The following is a 26,382-nucleotide window of genomic DNA, read 5'->3' on the forward strand; positions in this document are numbered from 1 at the left end:
ATCAGGCCGCGCTCGGGGCGGCCGAGGGCCGGCTTGCCGGCGCGGTCCCTCTGGCGGTTCGGGGTGGGCTTCGATCCGGGGCGGCGGGGCTGGTAGTCAGACATCGGCACCATTCTCCCAGACGGGGCGGACTTCGCGGCGGGTCGCCTCCACGTCGACGGCGCCGCGCGGCTCCGGCGTCCGGGGCAGCCCCCGCAGGACCCAGCGGACGACGACGCCGCGCACCGTCGCCGGCAGCGGCCGGTACAGGGTGCGCGCCAGCCCCCAGAAGCGTGCCTCCCGGACGGAGTCTCGCCCGGTCCAGGACCAGCCGAGGCCGGCGCGCACGCGCCCCGGGAGGAGGCCGGCGGTGACGAACCGGGCCAGGGGCAGGGCCGCGCGCAGTGGCAGGGGGACGCCCTGGCCGGAGAACAGGTCGGCGGCGATCCGCCGCGCGTCGTCCGTGACCTCGAGCCGGGCCACCCGGTCGTCCCAGTAGGCCGCGAACGCCGCGCGGTCGGCCGGCCAGGCGGAGGCGGGGACCTCGAGGCTCGTGGCGAGCGGGGCGTACCCGCGGTAGAGGCGGTCGGCGTCCTCGGCGTCGAGGGCCCCCCACACCCGGCGGCGCACCTGCTCTCCCATCGCGTAGAGGGTGGCGGCCACCCAGAGCTGGGCGTCCGGGTCGGCGGCGTCGTAGGGGTGGCCTCCGGCGTCGACCCCGCGGACCGGGCGGTGCGCCGCCCGCACCCGCTCGACGACCGCGTCGCGCACCGGCGCGGCCTCGGGGAGGGTGACCGCGTAGATGTAGGCGAGCGTGTGGCGGAGCCGGCGCATCGGGTCCTCGGTGAACCGGGAGTGGACGGCGACGCCGGCCCCCACCGGCTGGTGCGCCACCTGGAGCAGGATCGCCGCACCGGCGCCGGCGAGGATCACGGCCTCGCGGGCGAGGGCGGCCGCGGAGGTCGGGGCGGAGTGGCGGTCGGGGCGCATGGTCCCAGCCTCGCACCGGGTCGAGCGGAGGGGCAGGGGGCGAAGATGAACGGCGCTGTTCACCTTCTGTTCATCTTGCTGTCGGCCTGGCGCTCGTGGCACCTCGACACGAAAGCCGCGTGATTGCGCCGATTCAGCGCTGTGCAGACCTGCGCGACAGGGTGTTACAGGTCACGTCGGTGAACGCGGAGTTGCACGCCGGGAGAAAATCTGTAAACTTGTTCACAAGCAGTTCACCCAGCGTTTACTGAACGCGAGGTCGGGACTCCACCGAACCCACCACCCGCGGCCCCGCCGCGACGATCCGCCGGACTCGTGGTCCGGCAACCGAAGGAGGTGCTCACCGTGAGCATCAACACGACCAGCCACCACCTGCCCGCCGCACCGAGCGCCCTCATGCAGCGCCACGTGCTCCAGCGCGTCGAGGAGACCCTCCTCCGCCGTTTCGAGGGCACCGTCACCGCCGAGACCGTCCGCTCGGTCGTCCGCGAGGTCGTCGCCGACCTCAAGCGCGGCGCCCGTATCACCACCTTCCTGCCGGCCCTCGCCGAGCGCGAGGCCGCCCGCCGCCTCCAGGCCGCGACGCCGGCCCACGAGGCCATGGCCGTCGCCGCCTGATCCCTCACACCGACGCGACGACCCGTCGGCCCGCCCCGCGAGGGGCCGTGGCCGGCGGGTCTTCTCGCCTCCCAGGACGCTTTCGTCCGAGAAACGGCGTGAACGCTCCGGGGCGCCGTTCCATCGCCGCCCACACGACTCCGAGGTGCGGCGCCGTTTCTCACACGAAAGCACCGCGACACGCCGCCGTTTCCTACACGAAAGCGTGGGTGACGCGGACGGGGGGCACGGCGCGGGAGGCCTCAGTCCTCGGCGACGCCCAGCGCCCGGCGCATCGGCAGGAACTTGGCCCGGATCTCCGTGACCTCCTCCTCGGGCACCGCTCCCGGGACCATCCCGCCCCCGGCCTGCAGCCGCACCCCGCCGGGCACCTGCTGGCCGCAGCGCAGCGCCAGGGCGATCTCGCCGTCGCCGTCCTGGTCGAGCCACCCGACCGGCCCGGCGTAGCGGCCGCGGTCCACGGGCTCGACCTCCGCGATCACCCGCACCGCGTCCGGCGTCGGGGTCCCGCCGACGGCAGCCGTCGGATGCAGCGCGGCCACCACGTCCAGCACGGTCCCCCGCCCGTCCCGCAGCCGGCCGCGCACGGACGTGGCCAGGTGGTGCACGTTCGGCAGGGTCAGGACGGTGGGTGCGGGGTCGTCGTCGGCGAGGTCGACGACGGGCGCCAGCGCGTCCAGCACCGACCGCGCCGCCCAGCGATGCTCCTCCGCCAGCCGCGGATCAGAGGCCAGACGCTCCCGCAGCGCGGCGTCCTCCTCCGCGTCCACGCCGCGCGGCATGGACCCCGCCAGCACCCGCGAGCCCACGAGCCCCGCGTGCCGCGTGGCGAGGACCTCGGGCGTGGCGCCCAGCAGCCCGCCGACGGCGAACACCCAGGTCTGCGGGTACTCGCGGCGCAGCGCCCCCATCGCCCGCCACAGGTCGGCGTCGTCCGCGGGGACGGTCATCGTGCGGCTGATCACGACCTTCGCCAGCTCCCCGCCCGAGTCGGCCATCCGCGTCAGCAGCTCGCGCACCCCGGCCGCGTAGCCGGCGTCGTCCCAGGCACGGTCGGCGACGTCGGCGGGCAGGGGCACCGCACCGTCGGCCAGCAGCCGGGCTCCGCGGTCCGCGGCGACGGCGGCTGCGAGCGCGTCCACGTCCACGTGCTGGGCCACGTCCCGCACGCCGGACGGCGTGGCGCGGCGCAGATCCGCGGGGATGCGCAGGACCGCGGGCTCGGGCGAGTCATCGGCGAAGGTCGAGGAGATCCAGCCCCGCAGCGGGGCCGTCGGGTCCGGTCGCCCGGCGACGGCGGCCTGCCACAGCGCGGAGAGCCGGCGGAGCCGGTCGGTGCCGTCCAGGAGCACGGTCCAGCCGCCCTCGCCCCGCCACGCGTCGTCCCCGTGCGCCCACAGCACCGCCCGGGCGAACGGGGGGACGGCGGCCTCGGGGGTCCCGGTCGCGGGGGTGCCGAGGTCCGGGAGCAGGGAGCGGACAGACATGGCCCCCATTCTCTCCCACCTCGGCGGACCCCCGCTCCGGGCCCGGGCCTCGGCCGCCGCCCCGACGACCGCGGCGAGCGGCGTCTCGGGCGCGGAGGGATCCCGTCAAGGCTTGCGCCGGCACACCCCACGGCGCAGGGTGGGGGCACCCGTTCACCTCGCGCTCAACCGACCGCCTTCCCCGGAGGACTCGCATCATGGCCCCCATCCCCCCGGACCCCCACGCCGATCACGCCACAGCGGTGGACGACATGCCACTGGACACGACGGCCGCGCCGGACACCCCCGCCGCGGTGGGCCCCGTGCCGCACGGGATGGCCGCGCACGTGCTGGAGCGCGAGGTCGGGCCCCTGATGGCGCGCTTCCCCGGCGTGGCCGACGAGGCGACGGTGCGTCAGCTCCTGTTCGACTCCTACGCCGAGCTCGCCGCGACGAGCCGCCACCCGGAGATGCTGCCGACCACCTCGGTGCAGCATGCCGCCTCGCGCCTGCGCGCCAGGGCGATCAACCAGGGCAGCATCGAGTCCCGCCACCCGCGTGTGCTGTTCGTCTGCCACGGCAACGCCGGCCGCTCGCAGATGGCCGCGGCCCTGCTCGAGAACCGCACCCACGGCGAGGTCAGGGCCCGCTCGGCCGGCACGGAGCCCGCCGGCGAGGTCATCTCCACCGCGTTCGAGGCGATGAACGAGATCGGCATCCCGCTGCACCACACGTACACCAAGGGCCTGGACCCGGACGTGCTCCGGGCCGCCGAGATCGTGGTGCTCTTCGACGGCGCGGATCCGTTCGAGATCCCCGAGGGCGCACAGGTGCAGACGTGGTCCGTGCCGTCGATCCGCGGCATGAGCCTCGAGCAGGTGCGCGGCGTGCGCGACGCCCTGGACCTGCAGGTCCGCGGCCTGATCGCCGATCTGGGCGAAGCCGCCGCCGACGCCCCGCTGCCGGACGCGGACACCCGCGCCGGCTGACCCCTTGACCTATACCCCCCTGGGGTATAGAACGGGGGTATGAGCACGGACAGCACGACGACGGCGCCCGCCGCCGCCTCGCCCCTTCCCTCCGCCGCGGCGGACGCCTGCGATGGCCACCGGCCCCCGCACGAGGTCCACCGGGACAAGGCGAAGCACCTGGCGCGACTGCGCCGCATCGAGGGGCAGGTGCGCGGCCTCCACCGCATGGTGGACGAGGACGTGTACTGCATCGACGTCCTCACGCAGGTCGCCGCCGTCACGAAGGCGCTGCAGTCCCTCAGCCTGAACCTCACCTCGGAGCACCTGCGTCACTGCGTGGCGGAGGCCGCGGTGCAGGCCGAGGCAGAAGGCCGCACCGAGCTCATCGACGAGAAGGTCGCCGAGGCGACGGCCGCCCTCGGCCGCCTGCTGCGCTGACCGGCGCCGTCGCCCACCCACCACCGCACGAGGAGCATGAGATGACCACCACCGACCTGAAGATCACCGGCATCACCTGCGGCCACTGCGTCGCCTCCGTCCGAGAGGAGCTCGGTGAGATCGCCGGCGTCTCCGCCGTGGACGTGGACCTGAACGCCGGGGGCGTGTCCACCGCCACCGTCACCTCCGAGGGCCCCCTCGACCCCGCCGCCGCGCGCGCCGCCGTCGAGGAGGCCGGCTACACGCTGGTGGAGGGCTGAGCCCCATGACCCACCCCGCCTCCTCCGCACCGGCCGGCCCGCAGTCCGAGACCACCCGCCGCGTCGACCTGGACGTCACCGGCATGACCTGCGCCTCGTGCGTGGGTCGCGTCGAGCGCAAGCTGGGCAAGCTCGACGGCGTCACGGCGTCCGTGAACCTGCCGCTCGAACAGGCCACCGTCACCGCGCCCGCCGGCGTGTCGGACGAGGAGCTCGTGGCCGCCGTCGAGAAGGCCGGGTACGGCGCCACCGTGCGCCGTCCCGCCCCGCCGGCCGGGCACGCGGGACATGCCGGGCACGCGCACACCTCCGAGCACGGCGAGGGCCACGGCGAGGAGCATGCCGCGGACCATGACGGCGTGGACCACCACGACCACATGGCCCACGGTCCGAGTGAGGACGTGCTCAAGCCGCGCCTGATCGGCGCGGCGGTGCTGACGGTGCCGCTCGTGCTGATCTCCATGGTCCCGGCGCTGCAGTTCCCGCACTGGGGCTGGGTCGCGTTCGCCCTGGCGGCGCCCGTGGCGCTGTGGGCGGCGTGGCCGTTCCACTCAGCGGCGTTCCGCGCGGCCCGGCACGGCTCGTCCACGATGGACACCCTCGTGTCCCTGGGCGTGCTCGTCTCCTTCTTCTTCTCGGCCGTGGAGCTGATCCTGGCGCCGGACATGACCGCCCACGTGGGCGGGACCATGGCGGAGATGGCCCACCACAGCCTGTACTTCGAGGCGGCCGCGGTCATCACCACGTTCCTGCTGCTGGGCCGCTGGCTCGAGGCCCGCGCCAAGCGGGAGGCCGGCGCCGCGCTGCGCGCGCTCCTGGACCTGGGCGCGGCCCAGGCCACCCTCTACGACCCCGAGACCCACGACGAGCGCACGGTGCCCGCCGAGTCCCTCGCGCCGGGCGACGTCGTGCTGATCCGCCCCGGTGAGAAGGTGCCCACGGACGCCGAGGTGCTCGAGGGCACCTCCGCCGTGGACGCCTCCCTGCTCACGGGCGAGTCCGTGCCCGTGGAGGTCGGCCCCGGGGACGCCCTCACCGGCGCCACCCTGAACACCTCGGGCCGGCTCGTGGCCCGCGCGACCCGCGTCGGCTCGGACACGACGCTCGCCCAGATGGGGCGGCTCGTCTCCGAGGCGCAGACCGGCAAGGCGCGCGTGGCCCGGCTGGCCGACCGGATCTCCGCCGTGTTCGTGCCGATCGTGCTCGGGATCGCCGTACTGACCTTCGCGGTGTGGATGCTCGTGACCGGCGACCTGCCGTCCGCGCTGCGCGCCGGCCTGGCCGTGCTCGTGATCGCGTGCCCGTGCGCCCTCGGCCTGGCGACCCCGGTCGGCCTGCTGGCCGGCACCGGCCGCGCCTCGCAGCTGGGCATCCTCATCCGCGGCCCCGAGGTGCTCGAGGACTCGCGCACCGTGGACACGATCGTGCTGGACAAGACCGGCACCGTGACCGAGGGCCGCATGGCGCTCGCGGACGTCCTCGTCCTCGACCCCGCTTTCGTGGCCGAGACGGACGCTCCCCGGAGCGCTTTCGTGGCCGAAACGGCGCCGGACCGGGCCGCCGACGTCCTGCTGACCCTGGCGGCCGCCGTCGAGCGCGGGTCCGAGCACCCGATCGCCCGCGCGATCGTGACCGGCGCCGAGGAGCGCGGCCTGAGCGTGCCCGACGTGGCGGACTTCGCCTCCACGGCCGGCGGCGGCGTGTCCGGGCTGGTGGCCCTCCCCCACGACGACGGCGCCCTCGGCTCCGGCGCGCACGGCGCCGCGGGCCCGGCCCCGGTCCGCGTGGCCGTCGGCCGCGGCTCCGTCCTCGAGACAGCCCTCGACGGCGGCATCCCCGCCGAACACCGGGCCGCGTTCGAGGCGGCGGAGCAGGCCGGCGCCACGGCCGTGTGGGTCGCGGTCGGCGGCCGGGTGGCGGGCGTCCTGTCCGTGCGGGACACCGTGAAGGAGACCTCGGCGGATGCCATCGCCCGGCTCAAGGAGCTCGGCCTGCGCCCGCTGCTGGTGACCGGTGACAACGCCGCCGTCGCCACCCAGGTGGCGGACGCCGTCGGGATCCCGGCCGAGGACGTGGTGTCCGGCGTGCGCCCCGAGGACAAGGTGGACGTGGTGACGCGCCTGCAGTCCGAGGGGGCCGTGGTGGCCATGGTGGGCGACGGCGTCAACGACGCCCCGGCCCTGGCCGCGGCGGACATGGGCATCGCGATGGGCTCGGGGACGGATGTGGCCCGTGAGGCCGCGCAGATCACCGTGATGGGCGACGACCTGCACCAGGTGGTCCAGGCGCTCGACCTGAGCCGCCGCACCCTGGGGATCATCCGGATGAACCTGTTCTGGGCGTTCCTCTACAACGTGCTCGGCATCCCGGTCGCGGCCCTGGGCCTGCTGAACCCGATGATCGCCGGCGGCGCGATGGCGGCCTCGAGCGTGCTCGTGGTGCTGAACTCTCTGCGGCTCACCCGCTACGCGCGCTGAGCCGGGGCGGGGCCGGCCGGGCCGGGTCCACCCCGGCCCGGCCGGCCGGTCAGGGCAGGCATTCGCGGGAGTACTCGAGCCACTGCTCGAGTTCGCCGGACTCCTCCCAGAGCTGGTAGAGCTCGGAGCAGGAGGGCTCGCGGATGACCACGCCGATCAGCTCGCGCAGGGTCTCGATGTCCTCGTCCGAGAACTGGTCGATGAAGGCGGTGAGGTCGACCTCGTCCGTCTCCGCGTGCTCGAGCAGGGCCTCGAGGTCCGCGTGGTCCTCGTTCCGGGCGATCCGCACGAGCGCCCCGAGGGTGAGGAGTGCGGCGCCCTGGCTCGCGGTCAGGTAGCCCTCGTCCTCGTCGCGACGGAAGTTCCTGCGGAACTCGTCGAGGTCGAAGGTGCCGTCGAGGACCTCGTCCACGATGTCCAGCGCCGTGTCGTTCTGGAAGACGTTTCTGCCCCATGCGCCCATGACCTGACCCTAGGCCCGGGGCGGGCCCCCGGCAAGAGTGCTGTGGTGTCCCGCCGAGGGGTGCCGTCGCCTCCGCTTCCGGTGTCCGCGGCGGTTCCTAGACTGGGCGGCATGAGCACCGAGCCGACCCCCTCGTCCGCCACCCCCGAGACCGAACCCGCCGCCGCGCCGTCGTCGTCCAGGCTGCCGCAGGCCGCCCCGCAGGCGGCATGGCCCGAGCGCGTGGAGACCGGCGAGCACCAGGTGTCCTACCGGGTCACCGTGGCCGCTCCGGCGCATGAGCTGTGGGCGATGCTCGCGGACCCGCACCGCCATCACGAGGCGGACGGGTCCGGGACCGTGCGGCCGAAGGTGAGCGGGCCGCACCGACTGGCCGTGGGCGACCGGTTCCGCGTGGCCATGCGGAAGTACGGGGTGCCGTACACGATGCCGCTGACCGCCACCGCCGTGGACGAGGACGAGCTCGTGGAGTGGGCCCACCCGGGCGGACACCGGTGGCGCTGGGCGTTCCAGGACAACGGGGACGGCACCACCGAGGTCACCGAGACCTTCGACTACTCGTGGGCCCGGCCGGCCGTGCGCCGCGCGTACGAGCTGCTGCGGGTGCCGGCGGACAACGGGCGGGGCATCCAGTCGAGCCTCACGCGGTTGGCGGGCCGCCACCTCTGAACCGACCGCGTCTCCGCACTTTCGTTCGGGAAACGGCGGCGTGTCGGCGCACTTTCGTTCGGGAAACGGTCAGCCCTCGCGCCGTTTCCCGAACGAAAACGCGCTGACGACCGCCGTTTCCCGAACGAAAGCGGGGGGTGCGGGGTCAGACGGCGGACCAGTGGGTCGCGGCCGGCAGCTGCGTCAGGTGCGGGGTGACGAGCGCACGCCACGCGAGGAACGAGTCGGACCCGCGGAAGGCCACGGTGTGGTCCTCGAGCGTGCGCCAGCCGATCAGCAGCCGGTAGCGCGCCGGGTCCTCCACCTGCCGGGACAGCGCGAAGGACGTCGCGCCCCCGTCCCGGAACAGCGGCTCGGCCTCGGCGACGGCGGCCTCGAACGCCGCCTCCGCCCCCGCGGCCACGTGCAGCTCCACCGACTCGACGACCGGCCCGGCCGTCGTGGCGTCCTGCCCGGCGCTCACGCGTGCACCCGCGGGCTCGTGGAGTGGCCGGTGAACCAGGCGACGAGCTGGCCGTCCGCCTCGATGCCGACCTCGATCATGCGGTCGCGGCCGAACTCCACCGACTGGCGGGCGGTCGCCACGAGGTGCGTGCCGAGCCTGGCGGGCGCCACGTAGGTGATCTCGGCGCGCCGGGTGACGGGCGCGGCGCCGAAGGTCGCCACGCAGTACGCCAGCGCCGAGTCCGCAAGGTGGAACAGGAAGCCGCCGTGGCAGATCTCGTGGGAGTTCACCATGTCCGCGGTGACGTCGCGGTGCAGCACCACGTGCCCCTCGGCCACCTCGCCGAGGGTGACGCCGTGCTCGCGCACCGCGGGGTCGTTCGCGTAGATCTCCTCGAGGCGGGCGAGGACCTCGTCCCGGCGCTGGCCGGACGAGCTCTGGGGGGTCTCAGTCATGGGCCCATTGTGTCGCAGGTCGCGCCGCCCCGCGCCTAGGGTGGCGGCGTGACGCAGACCACCTCCACCCCCGTGCGCCTCCGCGCCCGCGACGGCTTCGAGCTCGCGGCCCACCACTTCGTCCCCACGACGACGACGCCCCCGGCCCGGCCCGCCGGCGCGGTGGTGATCGCCTCGGCGACCGGGGTGAAGACCACGTACTACCGGCGCTACGCCGAGTTCCTCGCCGGCCACGGGTTCCACGCGGTCACGTTCGACTACCGGGGTGTCGGGGAGTCCCGCGAGCCGTTCGCCGTGGCCCGGCGGGCGCGGTGGGCGGACTGGGGCGCTCTCGACGCGGACGCCGTGCTCGGCTGGGCCCGGACGCACCTGCCCGGCCCCCTCCTGACGGTGGGCCACAGCTACGGCGGGTTCGGCATCGGGCTCGCGGACGAGGCGCGTCACGTGGCCCGGCACGTGGCCGTGGGCGGGCAGCACGCCTACTGGCGGGACTACCGGGCGCGGCCGGGGAGGGCGCGGATGTGGGCGCGCTGGCACGCGGTGATGCCGGCGATCACGCTGGCCCGCGGTCACTTCCCGGGGCGGCGGCTCGGCTGGCTCGAGGACCTTCCGCGCGGGGTCGCCCTGGACTGGGCGCGCAGTCGCCGCGACTTCACCGCGAGCGCCCGCACCGCCGCCGGCCGGGACGAGCTGCGCCGTCGTCTGGCCGCGTTCACGGCGGACGCGCTGATCGTGGCGCCTGTCGACGACGACTTCGGCACCGACGCCGCCCTCGACCGCGTGGACGCCTACTCGCCGGGTCGGCGGACGGTGCGCTGGCGGGTGCGGCCGGAGGAGCTCGGTGTCGCGGAGATCGGGCACTTCGGCCTGTTCCACGCGCGGTTCGCGCCGACCTTCTGGCCGGCCACGCTGGAGTGGCTGCGCGACGGGGTCGCCCCGGACGCGGCCCGCTGAGGCTCGGGCGTCGGGCGCGCTGCGGCCCGCCCCGTCCCCGCGACGACGACGGCGGCCGCCCCGGCCCGGATCTCCGGGTGGGACGACCGCCGTCGCACTGGTGCGCGTGATGTGTCGATACTACCCCGCGCCCAGACGACGCCCAGGCGACACGTCAGTCCTGCATCGCGTAGTCGATCACGACGCGGCCCTCGATCTTGCCGTGGCGCATCTCGTCGAACACGTCGTTGATCTCGGTGAGCGGACGGGTGTGGAACGTCGGGTGGATCTTCCCGGCCGCGTAGAACTCGAGTGCCTCGACCATGTCCTGCCGGGTGCCCACGATCGAGCCGCGGATGGTCAGGCCCTTGAGGACGATGTCGAAGATCGGCGCGGGGAAGTCGCCCGGGGGCAGGCCGTTGAACACGATGGTGCCGCCGCGGCGGGTCATCGCGATGGCCTGGCCGAACGCCTGCGGGTGCACGGCCGTGACGAGCACGCCGTGGGCCCCGCCGATCTTCTCCTGGATCTCCACGGAGGGGTCCGCGACGTTCGCGTTCACGGTCAGCTCCGCGCCGTGCCGGGAGGCGAGCGCCAGCTTGTCGTCCGCGACGTCCACGGCCACCACGCGCATGCCCATCGCCACGGCGTACTGCACCGCGATGTGCCCCAGGCCGCCGATGCCGGAGATCACGACCCACTGCCCGGGACGCACCTCGGTCTGCTTCAGCCCCTTGTACACCGTGACGCCGGCGCACAGGACCGGGCCGACCTCCATCGGGTCCGCGCCCTCGGGGATCACGGGGGCGTAGCGGGCGTCCACGAGCATGTACTCACCGAAGGATCCGTTCATGGAGTAGCCGCCGTTGATCTGCTCCTCGCACAGGGTCTCCCACCCGGTACGGCAGTACTGGCAGTGGCCGCACGCGCCCCACAGCCACGCGTTGCCGACCATGTCCCCGACCTTGAGGTTCTCGACGTCGGGTCCGACCTCCTCGACGATGCCCACACCCTCGTGGCCCGGGATGAACGGCGGGGTCGGCTTCACCGGCCAGTCGCCCTCCATCGCGTGCAGGTCGGTGTGACAGACGCCCGAGGAGATGAGCTTCACGAGCGCTTGGTGCTGGCCGGGCGTCGGACGCTCGACTTCCTGGACGTCGGCCTCTGTGCCGAACTGGGTGACGACGGCTGCCTTCATCGTGGTCATGGGGGATCACCTTTCGTGGAGTGGGGAGGGGGCGTGCAGTGCCGGCGTCGGCTCAGAAGAACCCGAGCTTGTCCTCGGAGTAGGAGACGAGCAGGTTCTTGGTCTGCTGGTAGTGGTCGAGCATCATCAGGTGGTTCTCACGGCCGATGCCGGAGGACTTGTACCCGCCGAACGCGGCGTGGGCCGGGTAGGCGTGGTAGTTGTTCACCCACACGCGGCCGGCCTGGATCGCCCGGCCCGCGCGGTAGGCGATGTTGCCGTTCCGGGACCACACGCCGGCGCCGAGCCCGTAGAGCGTGTCGTTGGCGATCCGCATGGCGTCGTCGAAGTCGGTGAACGTGGTCGTCGAGACCACCGGCCCGAAGATCTCCTCCTGGAAGATGCGCATCGAGTTGTCCCCGCGGAAGATCGTGGGCTGCACGTAGTAGCCGCCGGCCAGCTCGCCCTCCATCTCGGCGCGGGCGCCGCCGATCAGCACCTCGGCGCCCTCCTGACGGCCGATGTCCAGGTAGGAGGTGATCTTCTCGAGCTGGTCGTTGGAGGCCTGGGCGCCCATCATCACGTCCGTGTCCAGCGGGTTGCCGGTCACGATGCGCGAGGTCCGCTCCACGACGGCGTCGAGGAACTTCTCCGCGATCGACTCCTGCACGAGCGCACGCGACGGGCACGTGCAGACCTCACCCTGGTTCAGCGCGAACAGGGTGAAGCCCTCCTGTGCCTTGTCCCAGTAGGCGTCGTCGTTCGCCATGACGTCCTCGAAGAAGACGTTGGGCGACTTGCCGCCCAGCTCCAGGGTCACCGGGATGATGTTCTCCGAGGCGTACTGCATGATCAGCCGGCCCGTCGTCGTCTCGCCCGTGAACGCGATCTTGCGGATGCGCGGCGACTGCGCGAGCGGCTTGCCGGCCTCGAGGCCGAAGCCGTTGACCACGTTGACGACGCCGGCCGGCAGCAGGTCCGCGATCAGCTCGATGAACACCATGATCGAGGCCGGGGTCTGCTCGGCGGGCTTGATCACGACGGCGTTGCCCGCAGCCAGCGCGGGCGCCAGCTTCCACACCCCCATCAGCAGCGGGAAGTTCCAGGGGATGATCTGGCCGACCACGCCGAGCGGCTCGTGGAAGTGGTAGGCGACGGTGTCCTCGTCCACCTGGGACAGGCCGCCCTCCTGCGCGCGGATCGCGCCCGCGAAGTACCGGAAGTGGTCGATGGCCAGCGGGAGGTCTGCGTTGAGGGTCTCCCGGACGGCCTTGCCGTTGTCCCACGTCTCCGCGACCGCCAGCATCTCGAGGTTCTCCTCCATGCGGTCCGCGATGCGGTGCAGCACGAGCGCCCGCTCGGCCGCCGAGGTGGCGCCCCAGGCCGGGGCGGCCTTCCAGGCGGCGTCGAGGGCGGCGTCGATGTCCTCGGCCGTGCCGCGGGCGACCTCGCAGAACACCTTGCCCGTCACGGGCGTGACGTTCTCGAAGTACTGGCCCTTGACCGGGGGTGTCCACTCTCCGCCGATGAAGTGCTCGTAGCGGGACTTGAACTCGACCTTGGCTCCCTCGGTGCCCGGGAATGCGTAGACGGTCATGGTGCTGGCTCCTTTGCCTGCGGTTGCCTCGGCGCCGGGTGGCGCCCTGCCGTGGCTGTGACCTTAGTCACAAGGAGGTTGCACGAAGGTTGCAGCCGGGCGCGGGTGAGGGGCGGGCCGGGTCAGGCCAGGTCCCGCTCGATCCGCTCGAGCGTGGCCACGGCGAGCGCACGCCGCGGCGAGTCCGTCGGCAGCAGACGCAGGGCGGCGCCCCAGAGCTCGACGTCGTCGCGGGCCTCAGGGCGGCCCAGGTAGGCCCAGAGCTGTTCGACATCCGCGTCCTGGGCGACGGCCTCGCGCAGCGCCTCCCCCAGCTCCGCCCGGATCGAGGCGACACCGGGGGACACCGACCGCGGCAGCACCGGCCCGGCCGCCGCGTGCAGCGCACGGTCCAGATCCCCGGCGCGCAGCGCCTCCCGCGCGCACAGCAGGTCCGCGTGCACCTCCCCCACGAGCCGGTACGGCCGGGACAGCAGCGCCACCGGCGCCCCCACGTCCTGCAGCGCCCGGCGGAGTCGATGCACCTCGGCGCGCAGCGAGATGGCGCGGGCGGGGGCGTCGCCCGGCGCGGGCCGGTGCCCGGCCGTCTCCTCCGGATACAGCGCGACCTCGAGCTCGGCGCCGGTCAGGCCCGGGTCGTGCCACGCGAGGAGGGTGAGGATCTCGGCGTGCCGGCCGGTGAGCTCGACCCCGTCCAGCGTGGGCGGCAGGTGGCCGGTGACGCGCAGCAGGCCCGCGGCGGCGTCGTGGCGGTGCGGCGCGGCGGCGGGGCTCGGCTCCGGCGAGGCGGACGGCGGGGCCGAGGGGCCCGGCGTCGGGACGGTGCCGCGGGGACGGCCCCGGGACGGGGCGGGCAGGTCCCGCCAGGCGGCGTGCACGGCGTCCACGGTGGCCTGGAGCAGCGGCAGGGCGAGGTGGCTGACGGCGTCCTCGCCGCCCGTGAGGTCCAGGACCCCGACGAGCCGCCCGGTGGCCGGGTCCGTGAGCGGGACGGCCGAACAGCTCCACGGGTGCACGCGCGGGCTCAGGTGCTCGCCGCGGCTGACCTGCGTGGGGGCGCCGGTCGCGAGGACGATGCCGGGGGCGGAGGTGCCCATGGACGCCCCGGACCAGTCGGCGCCGGCGACGAAGCCCATGGTCTCGGCGTGGCGCACCGCGGTCCGGTCGCCCTCGACCCACAGCAGGTGGCCGCGCGCGTTGCCGATCGCGGCGAGCATCCCGGCCTCGGCCGCGGGGTGGATGAGCATGCGGCGGACCACCGGCAGGGCCACGGCGAGACGCTGCTCGCGGCGGGCGGCGGCGAGGTCGTCGTCGGCGAGGGTGGCCGGGTCGGTCTGGCCGGGCACCGCGGGCGCGGTCGCGGACGCCCCGGCGTCGAGGGCCGACCCCGCGGGGGTGAGGGCGCCGAGGGAGCGCAGCCAGGACTCGCGGACCTCCCGCCGCAGCCCCTGAAGGGCGGCGCGCAGGCCTTGGTCCGCGCCGACCGGAGAGGTGGGCGACGACGGCACGAGCGACAGGCGGACCGAGGCGAGGGACTCGTGGGCCCGGTCCACGGCGCGTCGGTAGGCGCCGGTGGCGAGGGTCGAGCTCATCCCGAGCCGGCCATCAACCGCGAACGGATCAGGAACCGCTTGCCCTCGGGCGCCTCGACGGAGAAGCCGGAGCCGCGCCCGTCCACCACGTCCAGGGTGAGGTGGGTGTGCTTCCAGTACTCGAACTGGGCGGCGGACATCCAGAACGGGATCTCCACGGCGGCCTGGTCCCCCTCGGCCGGCAGCGCGAAGGTGCCCAGCAGGACGTCGGCGGCGCCGGTCGTGAAGTCGCCGGCGGGATAGCACATGGGCGCGGAGCCGTCGCAGCAGCCGCCGGACTGGTGGAACATGAGCGGGCCATGGATCGGGAGGAGTCGGCGGATCAGCTCGAGCGCCGCAGGAGTCATGGCGACGCGGGACACGGTCTCGCCCGGCAGCTCGGGGCGAGCCTCGAGCGCGGGCGCGTGCCCCGCCGACGAGGACGGCACGGTCATCGCGACCTCCTGGGGATGGGCGATCGTCGGTCCCCCCACCCTAGCCTCCAACGTGACGCACGTCACCCCAGCTGGCGTCGGGGGTGGACCGGAGGGTGCACCGAGAGCTGTGCCGTGGGCGGGGTCGCGCGCAGGGCCGCGTACGTGGCCGCGAGCCCGACGTTTCGGCTGCAATCAGGGGCTGATCACGACCGAAATGTCTGGCTCGCGGCGCGGGGGTGGGGAGGGGAGGAGGGCTGGGGCGGCGGGCGGCTCACGCGGCCGCGCCCGGCGTCCACCCTCGTACACTCGGCACATGCTCCCGGACCCCAGCCCCACCGTCACCGTGGACGGCCTCCTGCTGCGCCCGCTGCGCGCCGCGGACGAGATCGCGGCGCGCGAGGCGGACGCCGAGCTGCACCGCGAGGGATTCGACTTCCTCCTCGGCGGGGCCACCCGCTCCTTCCCCGCGATCCGCCGCGCGTTCGCCGCCGAGGCGCGCGGCGACGTCGAACCCGGCCGGGTGCCCGCGTCCTTCTACGTGGGCGTGGACGAGAACGGCGAGCTGGTGGGCCGGGTGTCCGTGCGGTGGGAGCTGAACGAGGCGCTGCGGCACGTCAACGGGCACGTGGGCTACGCGGTGCGCCCCGCGTTCCGACGGCGGGGGCACGCCGTGCGCCTGCTGCGCGGCGCCCTGACGCTGCTGGCCGCGCGCGGGGTGTCCACCGCCCTGCTCACGTGCGACGAGACGAACACGGCCTCCGTGGCCACGATCCGCGCGTGCGGCGGCGTGCTGCGGGACCGGGTCGAGGCGGACCTCGACGGTGCACCCTTCCCCGAACCTAAGCTGCGCTTCGACGTCCCCACGACGGCGGCCTGACCGAAGGGACGGCGCGGACCGGGCCGCACCGCCGGCCTCAGTAGGCCTTGACGCGCTGCTCCACGATCAGGTGGATGAGCGCGAACCGGCCCTCCTCCTGGACGGCCTTGAGCGCCGCGTCCACGGCCGCCGGCACGTCCGCGTCCCGCTCCACGCGCACGCCGAAGCCGCCGAACGCCTCGGCCATGGCGGCGAAGTCGGGGTTCTTCAGCTGGGTGCCGGAGACGCGCTCGGGGTACTGGCGCTCCTGATGGGTGCGGATGGTGCCGTACTCCTGGTTGTCCATGACGATCACGAGGGGCGTGGCGCCGTACTGCGCGGCGGTCGCCAGCTCCTGGCCGTTCATGAGGAACTCGCCGTCGCCGGCGATGGTCACCACGGTGCGGTCCGGGAAGTTCAGGGACGCGGCCACGGAGCCCGGCACCGAGTAGCCCATGGAGCCGTTGCGGGCCGAGATCATGGCGCGGTAGCCCTCGGTCGGGAAGTACCGGTGCGCCCAGTTGGTGTGCTCGCCCGCGCCGAGGGAGATCATCGAGTCCTTCGGCAGCTTCGGCACCAGGTTGGCCATGAGCGTGGCCATCTTCGCCTGGCCCTCGGACGGCTCGGCCGGGGGCAGGGCCGCGAACTTCTCCTGCTCGCCGCGCATGCGGGAGGTCCACTCCTCCCACTCCGGCTTGACCTCGAGCTCCATGCGGACGAGGTCGCGGATGAACACGTCCGGCTTGGCCACGATCTGGTGGGAGACGGGGCCGGAACGGCCGCGCAGGGACGGGTCGATGGTGACCAGGAAGTTTTTCTTGTCCCAGTTCTGGCGGATGGTGAAGCCGTTGGTCACGACGTCGCCCGGCACGGTGCCGACGAACACGATGAGGTCGGTCTCCTCGAGCATGTCGTAGGTCGGCTTCGGGCGGCCGTAGCCGATCGGGCCCACGTAGGACGGCGAGGAGAACGGCACGGTGCCCTCGGTGCGCCACTCGGCGGCGGCGGGGATCTTGTGCTCCTCCAGCCACGTCGTCAGGGCCTGCGCACCCTCGTCCGTCCAGTCGTTGCCACCGGTGATGAACAGCGGCTTGCGGGACTCCTTGAGCGCGGCGTGCAGGGACTTCCAGTCCTCCACGGTCATGCCGCCCGGGGCCACGGGGATCTGCGGGTGCAGGTGCGCGTCGATCTCCTGGCGGATCACGTCCTCCGGCAGGCCGACGACGACGGGCCCGGGCCGGCCCGAGCTCGCGGCGAACATGGCCTCGGCCACGATCTCGGAGGCGCGCTCCGGGTGGTCCAGGACCATCACGCGCTTCGCACCGGTGCCGAACCAGGCGTGCGGGTCGAACTCCTGGAAGGCCTCGCGGTCGCGGTGTTCGAACGGGATCAGGCCGACGAACAGCACGAGCGCCGTCGAGTCCTGCCACGCGGTGTGCAGGCCGACGTGGGCGTTCGCGGCGCCCGGGCCGCGCGTCACCATGGCGACGCCGGGGACCTCGTTCATCTTGCCGTCGGCCTCGGCCATGTACGTGGCGCCGCCCTCGTGGCGGCACACCACGTTCTCGATGCCCGAGTCGTGCAGGCCGTCCAGGACGTCCAGGTAGGACTCGCCCGGCACGGAGTAGACGCGCTTCACGCCGTGGGACTCGAGGGTCTTGACGATGACGTGCCCGGCGGAGAGGCGACCGGTCGCCTGGGAGGTCTGGGACATGGAGGTCTCCTGTGCTGGTTCGGGGGCCCCTCCGGCCCCGTGGGTGCACCCCGCCGCGCAGACGGGGTCCGTGGGGGTCAGGGTACTGGACGGGTCGGCGCCGGAGGCGGCCCGATACGCGGCATGAAGCCGGTGACGCGAGGGCAGGCCCGCCGTACGCTTTCCCCATGCTCTCCGCGCCGACGCTCTCCCGCCTCGCCTCCCTCGCCGCGTTCCTGAACACCGCCCCCGGCCTGCGGGGCGGTCAGCCGGCCGACGAGCGATTCACCGCCGCCACGCAGCTGCCCTCCCTCGTCCCTGAGCTCCAGGAGGACGAGGTCCGCCTCCGCCTGGCCGCCGCCGCGGCCGTGCGTGGCCGCGAGCTCCGCGGCCGTCTGGCCGAGGTCTGGGCCCTCGCCGCCGGGGACGAGGCGGCCGCCGTGGAGCGCGTGAACGCCCTCCTCGCCACGGCCGGCCCGCTGCGGCTGACGGCCGGGGGCGACGTCGTCGGGCTGGCCCCGGCACAGGTCCCCGCCGACGCGGTGGAGCGGCTGGCCGCGATGGCCACCCTCGCGCTGGCGGAGACCGCGATGGACGGCGAGCTGGCCCGCCTGCGCGTGTGCGAGGGCGAGGACTGCGAGAACGCGCTCGTGGACGCCAGCCGGAACCGGTCCAAGCGGTTCTGCGACGAGGCCAACTGCGCCAACCGCACCCACGTGCGCTCCTACCGGGCACGCTTGGCCGAGGCGGCGGAGGCCGCGCCCACGACGGATCCGGCCGGGCCGGAGGAGGCGGAGGCGCCGGAGGCCGTCGTGGGCTCCGAGGCGCCCGCCGACGAGCCCCGCCAGGAGACCGAGAAGGAGAAGAAGGAGCGCAGGAAGGCGGAGAAGAAGGCCCGCAAGAAGGCGGAGAAGAAGGCCGGCAAGAAGAAGTCGGACAAGAAGAAGGACTGACCCGGCCCTGCCCGCCGGTGACCCGGCGCTGAACATCGGGGGACGGGGCGGCCCCTGGTTCCGTCGGCCGACCGGACGCCCCTAGCCTGCGAGGCATGAGCGAGCACACCCCCGCCGCCCCCGCGTCCCTCGAACCCGCCCACCGCAAGGTCGGCGTCGTGGGGGCCGGCGGCGTCGGCACGGCGATCTGCTACGCGGCGCTGATCCGCGGCGTCGCCCGCGAGGTCGCCCTCTACGACATCGACGAGCCCAAGGTCCGCGCCGAGGTCCTCGACCTGGCCCACGGCACCCCGTTCACCTCCGCGTCGGCGATGACCGGCGGCGCGGACCCGGACGTCCTGGCCGGCTGCGAGGTCGTGGTGATCACGGCCGGCGCCAAGCAGAAGCCGGGGCAGACCCGCCTCGACCTCGGCGCGCACAACGTGGAGATCCTGCGCGGCCTGCTGCCCCAGGTGCAGGCGCACGCGCCGGAGGCGCTGATCGTGCTCGTCACCAATCCCGTGGACGTCCTCACGCTGGTGGCCCAGCGCCTCACCGGTCTGCCCGCCGCCCGGGTGATCGGCTCGGGCACCCTCCTGGACACGTCCCGCCTGCGGTGGCTGCTGGCGTCGCGCGCGCACGTCCACGCGTCGTCGGTGCACGCGGCCATCCTCGGCGAGCACGGGGACACGGAGTTCCCTGCGTGGAGCTCGGCGCGCATCGGCCCGACGCCCCTCCTCGAGTGGCCGACGCCGGCCGACCCGCTGTTCACCCGCGCCGACCTGGACGCGGTGGCGGACACCGTGGTGCACGCCGCGTACGAGGTGATCCAGGGCAAGGGCGCCACCACGTACGCGGTCGGCGTGGCCACGACCCGCCTGCTCGAGGCGATCCTGCGCGACCAGCACGCCATCCTGCCGGTCTCCACCGTGCTCGACGGCGTCCACGGGCTCTCCGACGTCGCCCTGTCCATGCCGTCCGTGGTGGGGCGCGACGGCGTCACCCGCGTGATCCAGCCCGAGCTGGACGACGCGGAGATGCGGGCGCTGCACGCCTCGGCGGACGCGCTGCGGCGGGAGGCACGCAGCCTCGGGTTCTGAGGCGCCGGCCTCAGGCGCGCGGGGCGTCGCCTCCGGTGCCGCCCTGCTCGCGGCGCTCCCGGGCGGCCTGGGCGCGGCGGTCGGCGGCGGCCTTGCGGAACATCTCCTCGGAGGACCGGTTCACGCCGGAGCCCTGGGAGAGGTGGTCCGGGTTCTCGCGCGCGGCGAGCTGCAGCATGGCCACCACCACGAGCGAGGTCATGAAGAAGACGCCGAAGGCGATCAGCGCGATGTCGATGCGCAGCGGATTCTGCGTGCCGCCGGAGGCCGTGATGCCGGCGATCACCCCACCGATCAGGCCGAGCACGGCGGAGAAGACGAGCGGGCCCTTGACCGTGGTGCGCAGACCGCCGCGTGCCGGGCGGCCGGATCCGGCGCGATCGGCGGACGGGCGGGGGGACGGTGCGCTCACGGCGGGACTCCTGACGGCTGGGGGCGGCTGGGGCGGCACGGCCCGCGCAGGCGCCCAGGGCTGAGGCCCTCGGGGCGCGGCGGACCGGAGCCAGTCTACGCGTCCGGCCGGCGGGTGGCCCCTCGGGGCCCCGAGGTCCTCCCCCGGCGAACGTCCGCCCCGCGGGTCAGGACGACGACGTCGGCCCGGTTCAGAGGCCCCTGGCCGTGCCGCGGTCGCGGCGCACCTCGTGGTGGAAGCCGAGCCCGGAGACCATCAGGAGCACCCCGATCAGGATCGCCCCGCCGCCGGCGATGCCGAGCAGGGCATGCGGGCCGAAGCCCTGCAGGGCCGCCACGACCACGCCACCCCCGGAGAGCAGGCCCACGAGACCGGTCCACAGCTGGTCCCGCGCGGGGATGAACGCGCGGCGGTGGCGGGCCCACGCCACGAGCTCGGCGACGCCGCCGAGCACGAGGGCGGCGCCGGCCGCCACGCCCACCGCGGCCGGGGACCCCAGGAACAGCAGCACGATCACGCCGAGCATCCACGCGGCCGCCGCCAGGGACAGCGGGGAGCGCATGGCCACGGGCACCGGGTCGCGGCGCAGGTACTCCCACATCGCCGAGCCGGAGAATGCCAGATACAGCGCGAACATGACCTTCATCCACGTCAGGCCCGGCTCGGCGACGAACACGGTGGTCAGGCCGAACGCCAGCGCCACCACGGCGCGGATCAGGATCGGCTTGAACACCACGGACGAGATCTCGAGGGGGGTCTGCACGGTAGCCACCGCCCCAGTCTAGGAGCCGTGCGGCCGCGGCCCGGCCCGCGCGTCACCGCCCGGACGCGCTCACACGACGCCGAGCCGCATCCAGTCGTCGCGCCGGGCCCGCCAGCCGAGGGTGAGGGCCCGCATCCCCATGTAGACCCCTGCGAACCCGAGCCAGAGCAGGCCCAGCTGCACACCGGCGTCGGGCACGGCGGCATTCGGTCCGGGCCAGGCCGCGGTCCAGCCGAGCCCGCCCGTGGCGAGCTGCGCGAGCACCCAGAGCGCCGGCGCGTAGACCACGAGGTTCACGAGGCCGGCGAGGGCGAGATAGCGGGCGTCGCCGGCGCCGATCAGCACGCCGTCCAGCACGAACACGTACCCGGCCACCGGCTGCCCGACGGCCAGCACCCACAGGCCCACGGTGGCGGCGGCCTGCACGGTCGGGTCCGTGGTGAACAGCCCCGGCAGCACCGGTGCCGCCAGGGCCAGCACGGCCCCGGTCACGACGCCGAAGCCCAGCCCCCAGCGCACCATCGTCCGGGTGAGGCGACGGGCGGCGTCGGGCCGGGCGGCCCCGAGCTCGGCGCCGATCAGGGCCTGCGCGGCGATCGCGAGGGCGTCGAGGGCGAACGCCAGCGTGGAGAACAGCGTGAAGACGAGCTGGTGCGCGGCGAGGGTGAGGTCGCCCGCGCCGGCGGCGGCCATGACGGTGATGAGGATGGCCGCGCGCAGGCTCGCGGTGCGCAGCAGCAGCCACGAGCCCACCTGGGCCGTGGCCCGCATGCCCGACGCGCGGGGCGCCCACGCCGTGCCCGAGCGGCGGAAGCGCGGGGCCAGCACGAACAGGTACGTCACGAGCATCGCCCACTGCACCACGGACGTGCCGACGGCCGAGCCGGCCACGCCCCAGCCCAGCCCGTACACCAGGGCCACGTTCAGCCCGATGTTCGCGCCGAAGCCCACACCCGCCACCACGAGCGGCGTCACGGTGTCCTGGAGGCCGCGGAGCACCCCGGTGGCCGCGAGCACGGCCAGCAGGGCCGGCAGCCCCGGCATGGACCAGCGCAGGTAGGCGACGGCGTGGGCCTGCACCTCGCCCGTCGCGCCGAGGGCCGCCGTCAGCGCGGGGGCCGCGAGCCAGCCGAGGACGGCCAGCACCGCGCCGAGCAGCAGGCCCAGCCAGATGCCGTCGCGGCCGCGGTCCATCGCGGCGGCCGGGTTCCCCGCCCCGATCAGCCGGGCCACCGCCGGGGTGGTGGCGTAGGCCAGGAAGATCATGAGGCCGGTGAGCGTGTGCAGGATGGTGGTGCCGATCCCGACGCCGGCCAGCTGGGCCGTGCCCAGGTGCCCGATGATCGCGGTGTCGGCCAGCAGGAACAGCGGCTCCGCGATGAGCGCGCCGAACGCGGGGACCGCGAGCGCGAGGATGCGCCGCGTGAGAGAGCGCGCGTCCTGCGGGGCGGGCGCCGCCGTCGAGCCGGAGGGTCCCGCCATCTCAGCCCAGCAGGGCCAGCAGCGGGGCCAGCGCCGTGGTCGGGGCCGTGGGCTCGGGCAGCGTGTCCGGCAGCAGGGGGGCCACGAGGTAGAGCATCGCGATGGCGATGCCGTTGTTCACCATGTGCAGCAGCACCGCGTACCCGAACGAGCGGCCCATCAGGATGTAGGACACCGTGATCGCCACCGCGAGGGTCAGGTACGGAATGGTCTCCACGAGCCGGAAGTCGCCGCCGGTGCCGAGGAAGTGCAGGAGCGTGAACGCGAGCACGGAGACCACGGCGCACACCCACACGTTGATCCAGCGGGAGAGCTTGCCGATCAGCAGGTGGCGGAACAGGTACTCCTCCACAAGCGGGGCGGCCACCACGGTCATGAGGATCATGAGCACGGGCGGGGCCTGCGTGGTCATCTCCTCGAGCGCGGCCTGGTTGGCGCTGGTCTGCGCCTCCCCGATGAGGCTCAGCACGATCACGTTCACGACGATGCATGCCAGCCACGTGGCGGGCAGCAGCAACAGCTTCCACCACGTGCCCGTGCGGAACACCCGCAGCGACGTCACGAGGGGTCGCCAGGCCACGGCCAGCACGAGCACCACGAGGATCGCGTAGCTGACGATGTTCACCGTGAACCCGTCGCGGACCAGGTCGAACGCCTCGAGGTCACCGGGGACCAGGCCGAGCGACACCGCCAGCCACAGCCCCAGCCCGAGCACCATGAGCGCCACGTACACGAGCACCACGACGGCGTCGCCCCAGTGGAACCGGCCCGGGGTCCAGTCCGACGCGGTGCGGGCCGCGGGCCGGCGGCCGGGCCAGCCGGCGGGGACGCCACCGGGGGCGCCGGGGTGTCCATCCAGGCTCGGGGCGACGGCGGCGCGGCGGTCGGACGGCCGGCCTGACGGCGGCCAGCCGGCGGGCGGACCGGCCGGCGGGCCGGAGGGAGGAACGCTCATGGCGGCCACGCTACCAACGGGGGCGGACGCGCCAGGCCGCGGGCGCCGCCGTCGGAAGCGGCCCCGTGGCCCACGCCACGCCCGCGCGCCCGCGACACGCGCGCGGTGGCGGCGGGCCGAACCCCTCGTCTACGGTGCTCCCCATGGCCTTGTTCTCCCAGCCGGTGTTCATCAACCTCCCGACGACGGACACCGAGCGGATCCGTGAGTTCTGGACGACCCTGGGCGCCACCGCGATGGACGACTACTCGGACGAGCACTCGGTGTGCATCGAGCTCACCGAGTCGACGTACGCGATGTACCTCAGCCCCGGCTACTACACCGACTTCATCGGCAACCGTGAGATCGCCGACTGCCTCACCACCAACTCCGCCCTCATGGCGCTGAGCGTCGGCGACGCGGCGGCGGTGGACGCCCTGGCGGACCGGGCGGTCGAGCTCGGCGCCGCCGAGGTGCCCCTGCCCGTGGACCTGCGCGAGGAGATGGCCGACTCCGGCATGCACTCCCGCGAGATCGTCGACCCGGACGGCCACCAGTGGGAGTTCGTCACCGCCTGAGCCCGCCGGCTCAGGTGCCGAGCCGCCCGGTGAGGCGCGCGTGCATCGCTGCGGAGGCCTCGTTCAGCCCCGTCACCTCGGCGTGGATCCCGTGCTGGGCGTACTTGGTCAGCACCGAGTCGAGCGCGGCCACAGTGGAGGCGTCCCACACGTGCGCGGCACCCATGTCGATCACGACGCACGGCGGATCGAGGGCGTACTCGAACTGCGAGTAGAGGTCGTTCGAGGACGCGAAGAACAGGGCGCCGTGCACGCGATACGTGACGGCGTCGCCGTCGTCGTGGACCTCGCGGACCACCGTGACCAGACGCGAGACGCGCTGGGCGAAGAGCACCAGCGCGGCGAGCACGCCCACACCCACGCCGATCGCGAGGTTGTGGGTGAGCACCGTGGCCGCGACGGTCACGGCCATGACGGCGGTCTCCGAGCGCGGCATCGCGCGCAGGGTGGCGGGGCGCACCGAATGCCAGTCGAAGGTGGCGGCGGCCACGAACATCATCACGCCCACGAGCGCGGCCATGGGGATCTGCGCCACGAACCCCCCGAGGGCCACCACGAGGACCAACAGGAACACGCCCGCGAGGAAGGTGGAGATCCGGGTGCGGGCGCCGTTCGCCTTGACGTTCATCATGGTCTGCCCCACCACGGCGCAGCCGCCCATGCCGCCGAACAGCCCCGAGACCACGTTCGCGACACCCTGCCCCCAGGACTCGCGCGTCTTGTCCGAGCGGGTGTCGGTGATGTCGTCCACGAGCTTCGCGGTGAGCAGGGACTCGAGCAGCCCCACGAATGCCATGCCGATGCTGAACGGCAGGATCAACCGGAGGGTCTCCCACGTCAGCGGGACGTCCGGCAGGCCGAGCACGGGCAGCGCATCCGGCAGCGCGCCACGGTCCCCCACGCGCGGCACGGCCAGGCCGGCGGCCATCACCAGGGCGGTGACCACGACGACGGCCACGAGCGTCGCAGGCACCGCGGTGGTGAGCCGCGGCAACAGCACCACGATCACCAGGGCCAACGCCGTGAGCGGGTACACGAGCCACGGGACGCCGATCAGCTCGGGCAGCTGCGAGGTGAACACGAGGATGGCCAGCGCGTTGACGAACCCCACCATCACCGAGCGCGGGACGAACCGCATGAGCCGGGCCACCCCGAACACGCCGAGCAGGATCTGGATGACGCCGCCGAGGATGATCGCGGCCAGGAGGTGCCCCACCCCGTGCGCGTGGGACAGCGGTGCGACGACGAGCGCCACCGCCCCCGTGGCCGCGGAGATCATGGCGGGCCGGCCGCCCACGATCGCCGTGGTCACCGCCATGGTGAAGGAGGCGAACAGGCCGACGCGCGGGTCCACGCCCGCGATGATCGAGAACGCGATGGCCTCCGGGATGAGCGCCAGCGCCACCACGAGGCCCGCGAGGACCTCGGTGCGCAGCCAGCGCGGGGTGCGGAGCGTGCGCATCACGGACTGGCGTTCCAGGGGCGTGGGCGCGCGGTCGGGCGCGGCCACGGAGGCGGAGGAGGGCATGCGTCGAGGGTAGCGGCGCGTGGGGTGGGCGCGCGTTGAGGCCACCCGACGGGCTCATGCGGTCCGCATCACCCGCACGGGGTCGCGGAACGCGGCGAACGCCGCCGGGGCGAGGCTGGCCAGCAGCGCGGTGAGGGCGGCCAGCACGGCCACCGCCGCCACGAAGTCCACCCCCAGCGTCCCGCCCTGGCCGGCGACGACGGCGTACCCGGCTCCGGAGCCCAGCACGGCGCCCAGCAGCGCAGGCACGGCGGTGCGCACGGCCACGAGCAGGATCAGGTCTCCGCGGCCGATGCCGAGGGTGCGGCGGCGGCCGAGGTCGCGGCGGCGGATGAGGACGTCGGCGAGCACCACGATGGACACGAAGAACGCGCCGGCTCCGAGGATCAGCAGCAGCAGGGAGCGTCCGAGCCCGGCGAGCTCGCCGGTGACCACCTGGTTGCCGGCGGAGAGGGCACGGGCGGTCTGGATGGAGGAGGCGCGCGGGTCGGGGTCGATCACGGCGAGCGCGGCCTCCTGCATGGCGCGGGTGCCGGCGGTGTCGGCGGCGAGGACGCGGACCTGCTGCATCACGAGGGCGTCCGCGGCGGCGGGGACGGTGAGGGCGTAGCCGTCGAGGTCCTGGAAGGGGTCCTGGGCCTGGAACGCCCCGACGACGGCCCACTGGCGGCCGTCCGTGGCCTCGATCGCTCCGGAGGGCTGGGCGAGGCCGAGCTCGGCGAGCTTGGCCTCGGGGACCACCACCTCGCCGGGGGCGGGCAGGCGGCCGCGGGTCAGCTCGATGCCACGGTCCAGGGTGCCGACCACGTTCGTCACGGCCACGCGGGCGCCGCCCCGGCCGATCCCGGTGTTCACGGCGTCCATGGGCGAGTCCCGGGCGAGGGCGGCCTCGGCGGTGTCGAGTCCGGCGAGGGTGGCCGCGGTGGCGCCGGTGAGGAAACCGGTGCCGCCGGTGTCGGTGACGGTGAGCACGCGGGCGCCGGGGCCGGAGAGCTCTGCGGCGACGGCCGCCTCGGTGGCGGCCTGCCTGCCCACGGTGGCCACGGCGGCGAAGCACATGGCGGCCACCACGAGCAGCACGAGGGCGGAGGGCACGGGAGAGGTGCGTGCGGCGGTGACGGCTTCACGCAGCAGGGTGCGCAGGTTCAT

General features: G+C 74.2%; 27 protein-coding genes. 11 read left to right on the forward strand and 16 right to left on the reverse strand.

Annotation, left to right across the window (positions count from 1 at the left end):
* Positions 1–96: 96 nt before the first annotated feature.
* Positions 97–969 (reverse strand): oxygenase MpaB family protein, encoded by an 873-nt coding sequence (locus AC3RKA_RS10300; protein ID WP_206480747.1) that lies wholly within the window; start codon positions 967–969, stop codon positions 97–99.
* A 345-nt stretch (positions 970–1,314) separates the two neighbouring features.
* Here AC3RKA_RS10300 and AC3RKA_RS10305 point away from each other — a divergent pair, with 345 nt between their 5' ends.
* The gene (locus AC3RKA_RS10305; RefSeq protein ID WP_002856873.1) at positions 1,315–1,587 is read left to right on the forward strand and encodes a three-helix bundle dimerization domain-containing protein; all 273 of its coding nucleotides are present in this window, start codon (positions 1,315–1,317) and stop codon (positions 1,585–1,587) included.
* A gap of 242 nt (positions 1,588–1,829) precedes the next feature.
* On the opposite strand, the gene AC3RKA_RS10310 is transcribed toward AC3RKA_RS10305, so the two are convergent.
* Entirely contained in the window at positions 1,830–3,074 is a 1,245-nt protein-coding gene (locus AC3RKA_RS10310) for an isochorismate synthase (RefSeq protein WP_002856865.1), read from the reverse strand.
* Between the two features lie 197 nt (positions 3,075–3,271).
* Between AC3RKA_RS10310 and AC3RKA_RS10315 the strand changes: the two genes are divergently transcribed.
* The 4 genes from AC3RKA_RS10315 to AC3RKA_RS10330 are packed head-to-tail and all read left to right on the forward strand — an operon-like array spanning position 3,272 to position 7,199.
* On the forward strand, positions 3,272–4,042 hold the full coding sequence (locus AC3RKA_RS10315) for an arsenate-mycothiol transferase ArsC (RefSeq protein ID WP_002856862.1): 771 nt from the start codon (positions 3,272–3,274) through the stop codon (positions 4,040–4,042).
* 39 nt (positions 4,043–4,081) lie between these two features.
* Positions 4,082–4,462 (forward strand): metal-sensitive transcriptional regulator, encoded by a 381-nt coding sequence (locus AC3RKA_RS10320; RefSeq protein ID WP_002856860.1) that lies wholly within the window; start codon positions 4,082–4,084, stop codon positions 4,460–4,462.
* 41 nt (positions 4,463–4,503) lie between these two features.
* The gene (locus tag AC3RKA_RS10325; protein WP_002856857.1) at positions 4,504–4,722 is read left to right on the forward strand and encodes a heavy-metal-associated domain-containing protein; all 219 of its coding nucleotides are present in this window, start codon (positions 4,504–4,506) and stop codon (positions 4,720–4,722) included.
* 5 nt (positions 4,723–4,727) lie between these two features.
* The gene (locus AC3RKA_RS10330) at positions 4,728–7,199 is read left to right on the forward strand and encodes a heavy metal translocating P-type ATPase (RefSeq protein WP_002856852.1); all 2,472 of its coding nucleotides are present in this window, start codon (positions 4,728–4,730) and stop codon (positions 7,197–7,199) included.
* Positions 7,200–7,248: 49 nt separating this feature from the next.
* Here the strand turns inward: AC3RKA_RS10330 and AC3RKA_RS10335 are convergent, their stop codons facing one another.
* The gene (locus AC3RKA_RS10335) at positions 7,249–7,662 is read right to left on the reverse strand and encodes a DUF4259 domain-containing protein (protein ID WP_002856803.1); all 414 of its coding nucleotides are present in this window, start codon (positions 7,660–7,662) and stop codon (positions 7,249–7,251) included.
* A gap of 111 nt (positions 7,663–7,773) precedes the next feature.
* Here AC3RKA_RS10335 and AC3RKA_RS10340 point away from each other — a divergent pair, with 111 nt between their 5' ends.
* Entirely contained in the window at positions 7,774–8,331 is a 558-nt protein-coding gene (locus AC3RKA_RS10340; protein WP_002856801.1) for an SRPBCC family protein, read from the forward strand.
* Between the two features lie 145 nt (positions 8,332–8,476).
* Here the strand turns inward: AC3RKA_RS10340 and AC3RKA_RS10345 are convergent, their stop codons facing one another.
* Together AC3RKA_RS10345 and AC3RKA_RS10350 are read right to left on the reverse strand one after the other, a co-directional pair.
* Positions 8,477–8,794: an antibiotic biosynthesis monooxygenase gene (locus AC3RKA_RS10345; RefSeq protein WP_002856799.1), complete on the reverse strand. Its 318-nt coding sequence runs from the start codon at positions 8,792–8,794 to the stop codon at positions 8,477–8,479.
* The gene (locus AC3RKA_RS10350) at positions 8,791–9,231 is read right to left on the reverse strand and encodes a hotdog fold thioesterase (RefSeq protein ID WP_002856793.1); all 441 of its coding nucleotides are present in this window, start codon (positions 9,229–9,231) and stop codon (positions 8,791–8,793) included. Before AC3RKA_RS10350 ends, AC3RKA_RS10345 begins: the two co-directional genes overlap by 4 nt.
* Before the next feature lie 48 nt (positions 9,232–9,279).
* Here AC3RKA_RS10350 and AC3RKA_RS10355 point away from each other — a divergent pair, with 48 nt between their 5' ends.
* The gene (locus AC3RKA_RS10355) at positions 9,280–10,185 is read left to right on the forward strand and encodes an alpha/beta hydrolase family protein (RefSeq protein WP_002856792.1); all 906 of its coding nucleotides are present in this window, start codon (positions 9,280–9,282) and stop codon (positions 10,183–10,185) included.
* 154 nt (positions 10,186–10,339) lie between these two features.
* Here the strand turns inward: AC3RKA_RS10355 and adhP are convergent, their stop codons facing one another.
* The 4 genes from adhP to AC3RKA_RS10375 form a co-directional block, all read right to left on the reverse strand.
* A complete protein-coding gene (gene adhP / locus AC3RKA_RS10360; protein ID WP_002856791.1) occupies positions 10,340–11,371 on the reverse strand; it encodes an alcohol dehydrogenase AdhP in 1,032 nt (343 codons plus the stop codon).
* Positions 11,372–11,423: 52 nt separating this feature from the next.
* Positions 11,424–12,947: an acetaldehyde dehydrogenase ExaC gene (gene exaC, locus AC3RKA_RS10365; RefSeq protein ID WP_002856790.1), complete on the reverse strand. Its 1,524-nt coding sequence runs from the start codon at positions 12,945–12,947 to the stop codon at positions 11,424–11,426.
* 122 nt (positions 12,948–13,069) lie between these two features.
* A complete protein-coding gene (locus AC3RKA_RS10370) occupies positions 13,070–14,539 on the reverse strand; it encodes a helix-turn-helix domain-containing protein (RefSeq protein ID WP_489727228.1) in 1,470 nt (489 codons plus the stop codon).
* Positions 14,536–14,973, reverse strand: coding sequence for a DUF779 domain-containing protein (locus AC3RKA_RS10375; protein ID WP_095695078.1), 438 nt, complete (start codon positions 14,971–14,973; stop codon positions 14,536–14,538). Before AC3RKA_RS10375 ends, AC3RKA_RS10370 begins: the two co-directional genes overlap by 4 nt.
* A gap of 295 nt (positions 14,974–15,268) precedes the next feature.
* Between AC3RKA_RS10375 and AC3RKA_RS10380 the strand changes: the two genes are divergently transcribed.
* Complete coding sequence (locus AC3RKA_RS10380; protein ID WP_002856783.1) at positions 15,269–15,832, forward strand: GNAT family N-acetyltransferase; 564 nt, start codon at positions 15,269–15,271, stop codon at positions 15,830–15,832.
* A 37-nt stretch (positions 15,833–15,869) separates the two neighbouring features.
* Here the strand turns inward: AC3RKA_RS10380 and AC3RKA_RS10385 are convergent, their stop codons facing one another.
* Positions 15,870–17,525 (reverse strand): thiamine pyrophosphate-dependent enzyme, encoded by a 1,656-nt coding sequence (locus AC3RKA_RS10385; RefSeq protein ID WP_002856782.1) that lies wholly within the window; start codon positions 17,523–17,525, stop codon positions 15,870–15,872.
* Between the two features lie 167 nt (positions 17,526–17,692).
* Here AC3RKA_RS10385 and AC3RKA_RS10390 point away from each other — a divergent pair, with 167 nt between their 5' ends.
* The gene (locus tag AC3RKA_RS10390; protein ID WP_002856781.1) at positions 17,693–18,457 is read left to right on the forward strand and encodes a CGNR zinc finger domain-containing protein; all 765 of its coding nucleotides are present in this window, start codon (positions 17,693–17,695) and stop codon (positions 18,455–18,457) included.
* A 95-nt stretch (positions 18,458–18,552) separates the two neighbouring features.
* The gene (locus tag AC3RKA_RS10395; protein ID WP_002856780.1) at positions 18,553–19,536 is read left to right on the forward strand and encodes an L-lactate dehydrogenase; all 984 of its coding nucleotides are present in this window, start codon (positions 18,553–18,555) and stop codon (positions 19,534–19,536) included.
* A gap of 10 nt (positions 19,537–19,546) precedes the next feature.
* Here AC3RKA_RS10395 and AC3RKA_RS10400 read toward each other — a convergent pair whose 3' ends face one another.
* From AC3RKA_RS10400 to AC3RKA_RS10415, 4 genes are all read right to left on the reverse strand, one after another.
* Positions 19,547–19,948: a hypothetical protein gene (locus AC3RKA_RS10400; protein WP_002856779.1), complete on the reverse strand. Its 402-nt coding sequence runs from the start codon at positions 19,946–19,948 to the stop codon at positions 19,547–19,549.
* 190 nt (positions 19,949–20,138) lie between these two features.
* A complete protein-coding gene (locus AC3RKA_RS10405) occupies positions 20,139–20,720 on the reverse strand; it encodes a hypothetical protein (RefSeq protein WP_036334843.1) in 582 nt (193 codons plus the stop codon).
* A 60-nt stretch (positions 20,721–20,780) separates the two neighbouring features.
* Positions 20,781–22,193: an MATE family efflux transporter gene (locus tag AC3RKA_RS10410; RefSeq protein ID WP_002856777.1), complete on the reverse strand. Its 1,413-nt coding sequence runs from the start codon at positions 22,191–22,193 to the stop codon at positions 20,781–20,783.
* A gap of 1 nt (position 22,194) precedes the next feature.
* On the reverse strand, positions 22,195–23,148 hold the full coding sequence (locus AC3RKA_RS10415) for a CPBP family intramembrane glutamic endopeptidase (RefSeq protein ID WP_036334841.1): 954 nt from the start codon (positions 23,146–23,148) through the stop codon (positions 22,195–22,197).
* Positions 23,149–23,291: 143 nt separating this feature from the next.
* On the opposite strand from AC3RKA_RS10415, the gene AC3RKA_RS10420 reads away from it, so the two are divergent.
* Positions 23,292–23,705 carry a VOC family protein gene (locus AC3RKA_RS10420; protein WP_002856773.1) on the forward strand — a complete coding sequence of 138 codons (414 nt, stop codon included), beginning with the start codon at positions 23,292–23,294 and terminating at the stop codon, positions 23,703–23,705.
* 10 nt (positions 23,706–23,715) lie between these two features.
* On the opposite strand, the gene AC3RKA_RS10425 is transcribed toward AC3RKA_RS10420, so the two are convergent.
* Both AC3RKA_RS10425 and AC3RKA_RS10430 read right to left on the reverse strand, forming a co-directional pair.
* Positions 23,716–25,233, reverse strand: coding sequence for a SulP family inorganic anion transporter (locus AC3RKA_RS10425; RefSeq protein ID WP_002856771.1), 1,518 nt, complete (start codon positions 25,231–25,233; stop codon positions 23,716–23,718).
* A 54-nt stretch (positions 25,234–25,287) separates the two neighbouring features.
* The gene (locus tag AC3RKA_RS10430; protein WP_002856769.1) at positions 25,288–26,382 is read right to left on the reverse strand and encodes a hypothetical protein; all 1,095 of its coding nucleotides are present in this window, start codon (positions 26,380–26,382) and stop codon (positions 25,288–25,290) included.

The sequence above is a fragment of the Micrococcus sp. iso_229 genome (assembly GCF_058072725.1).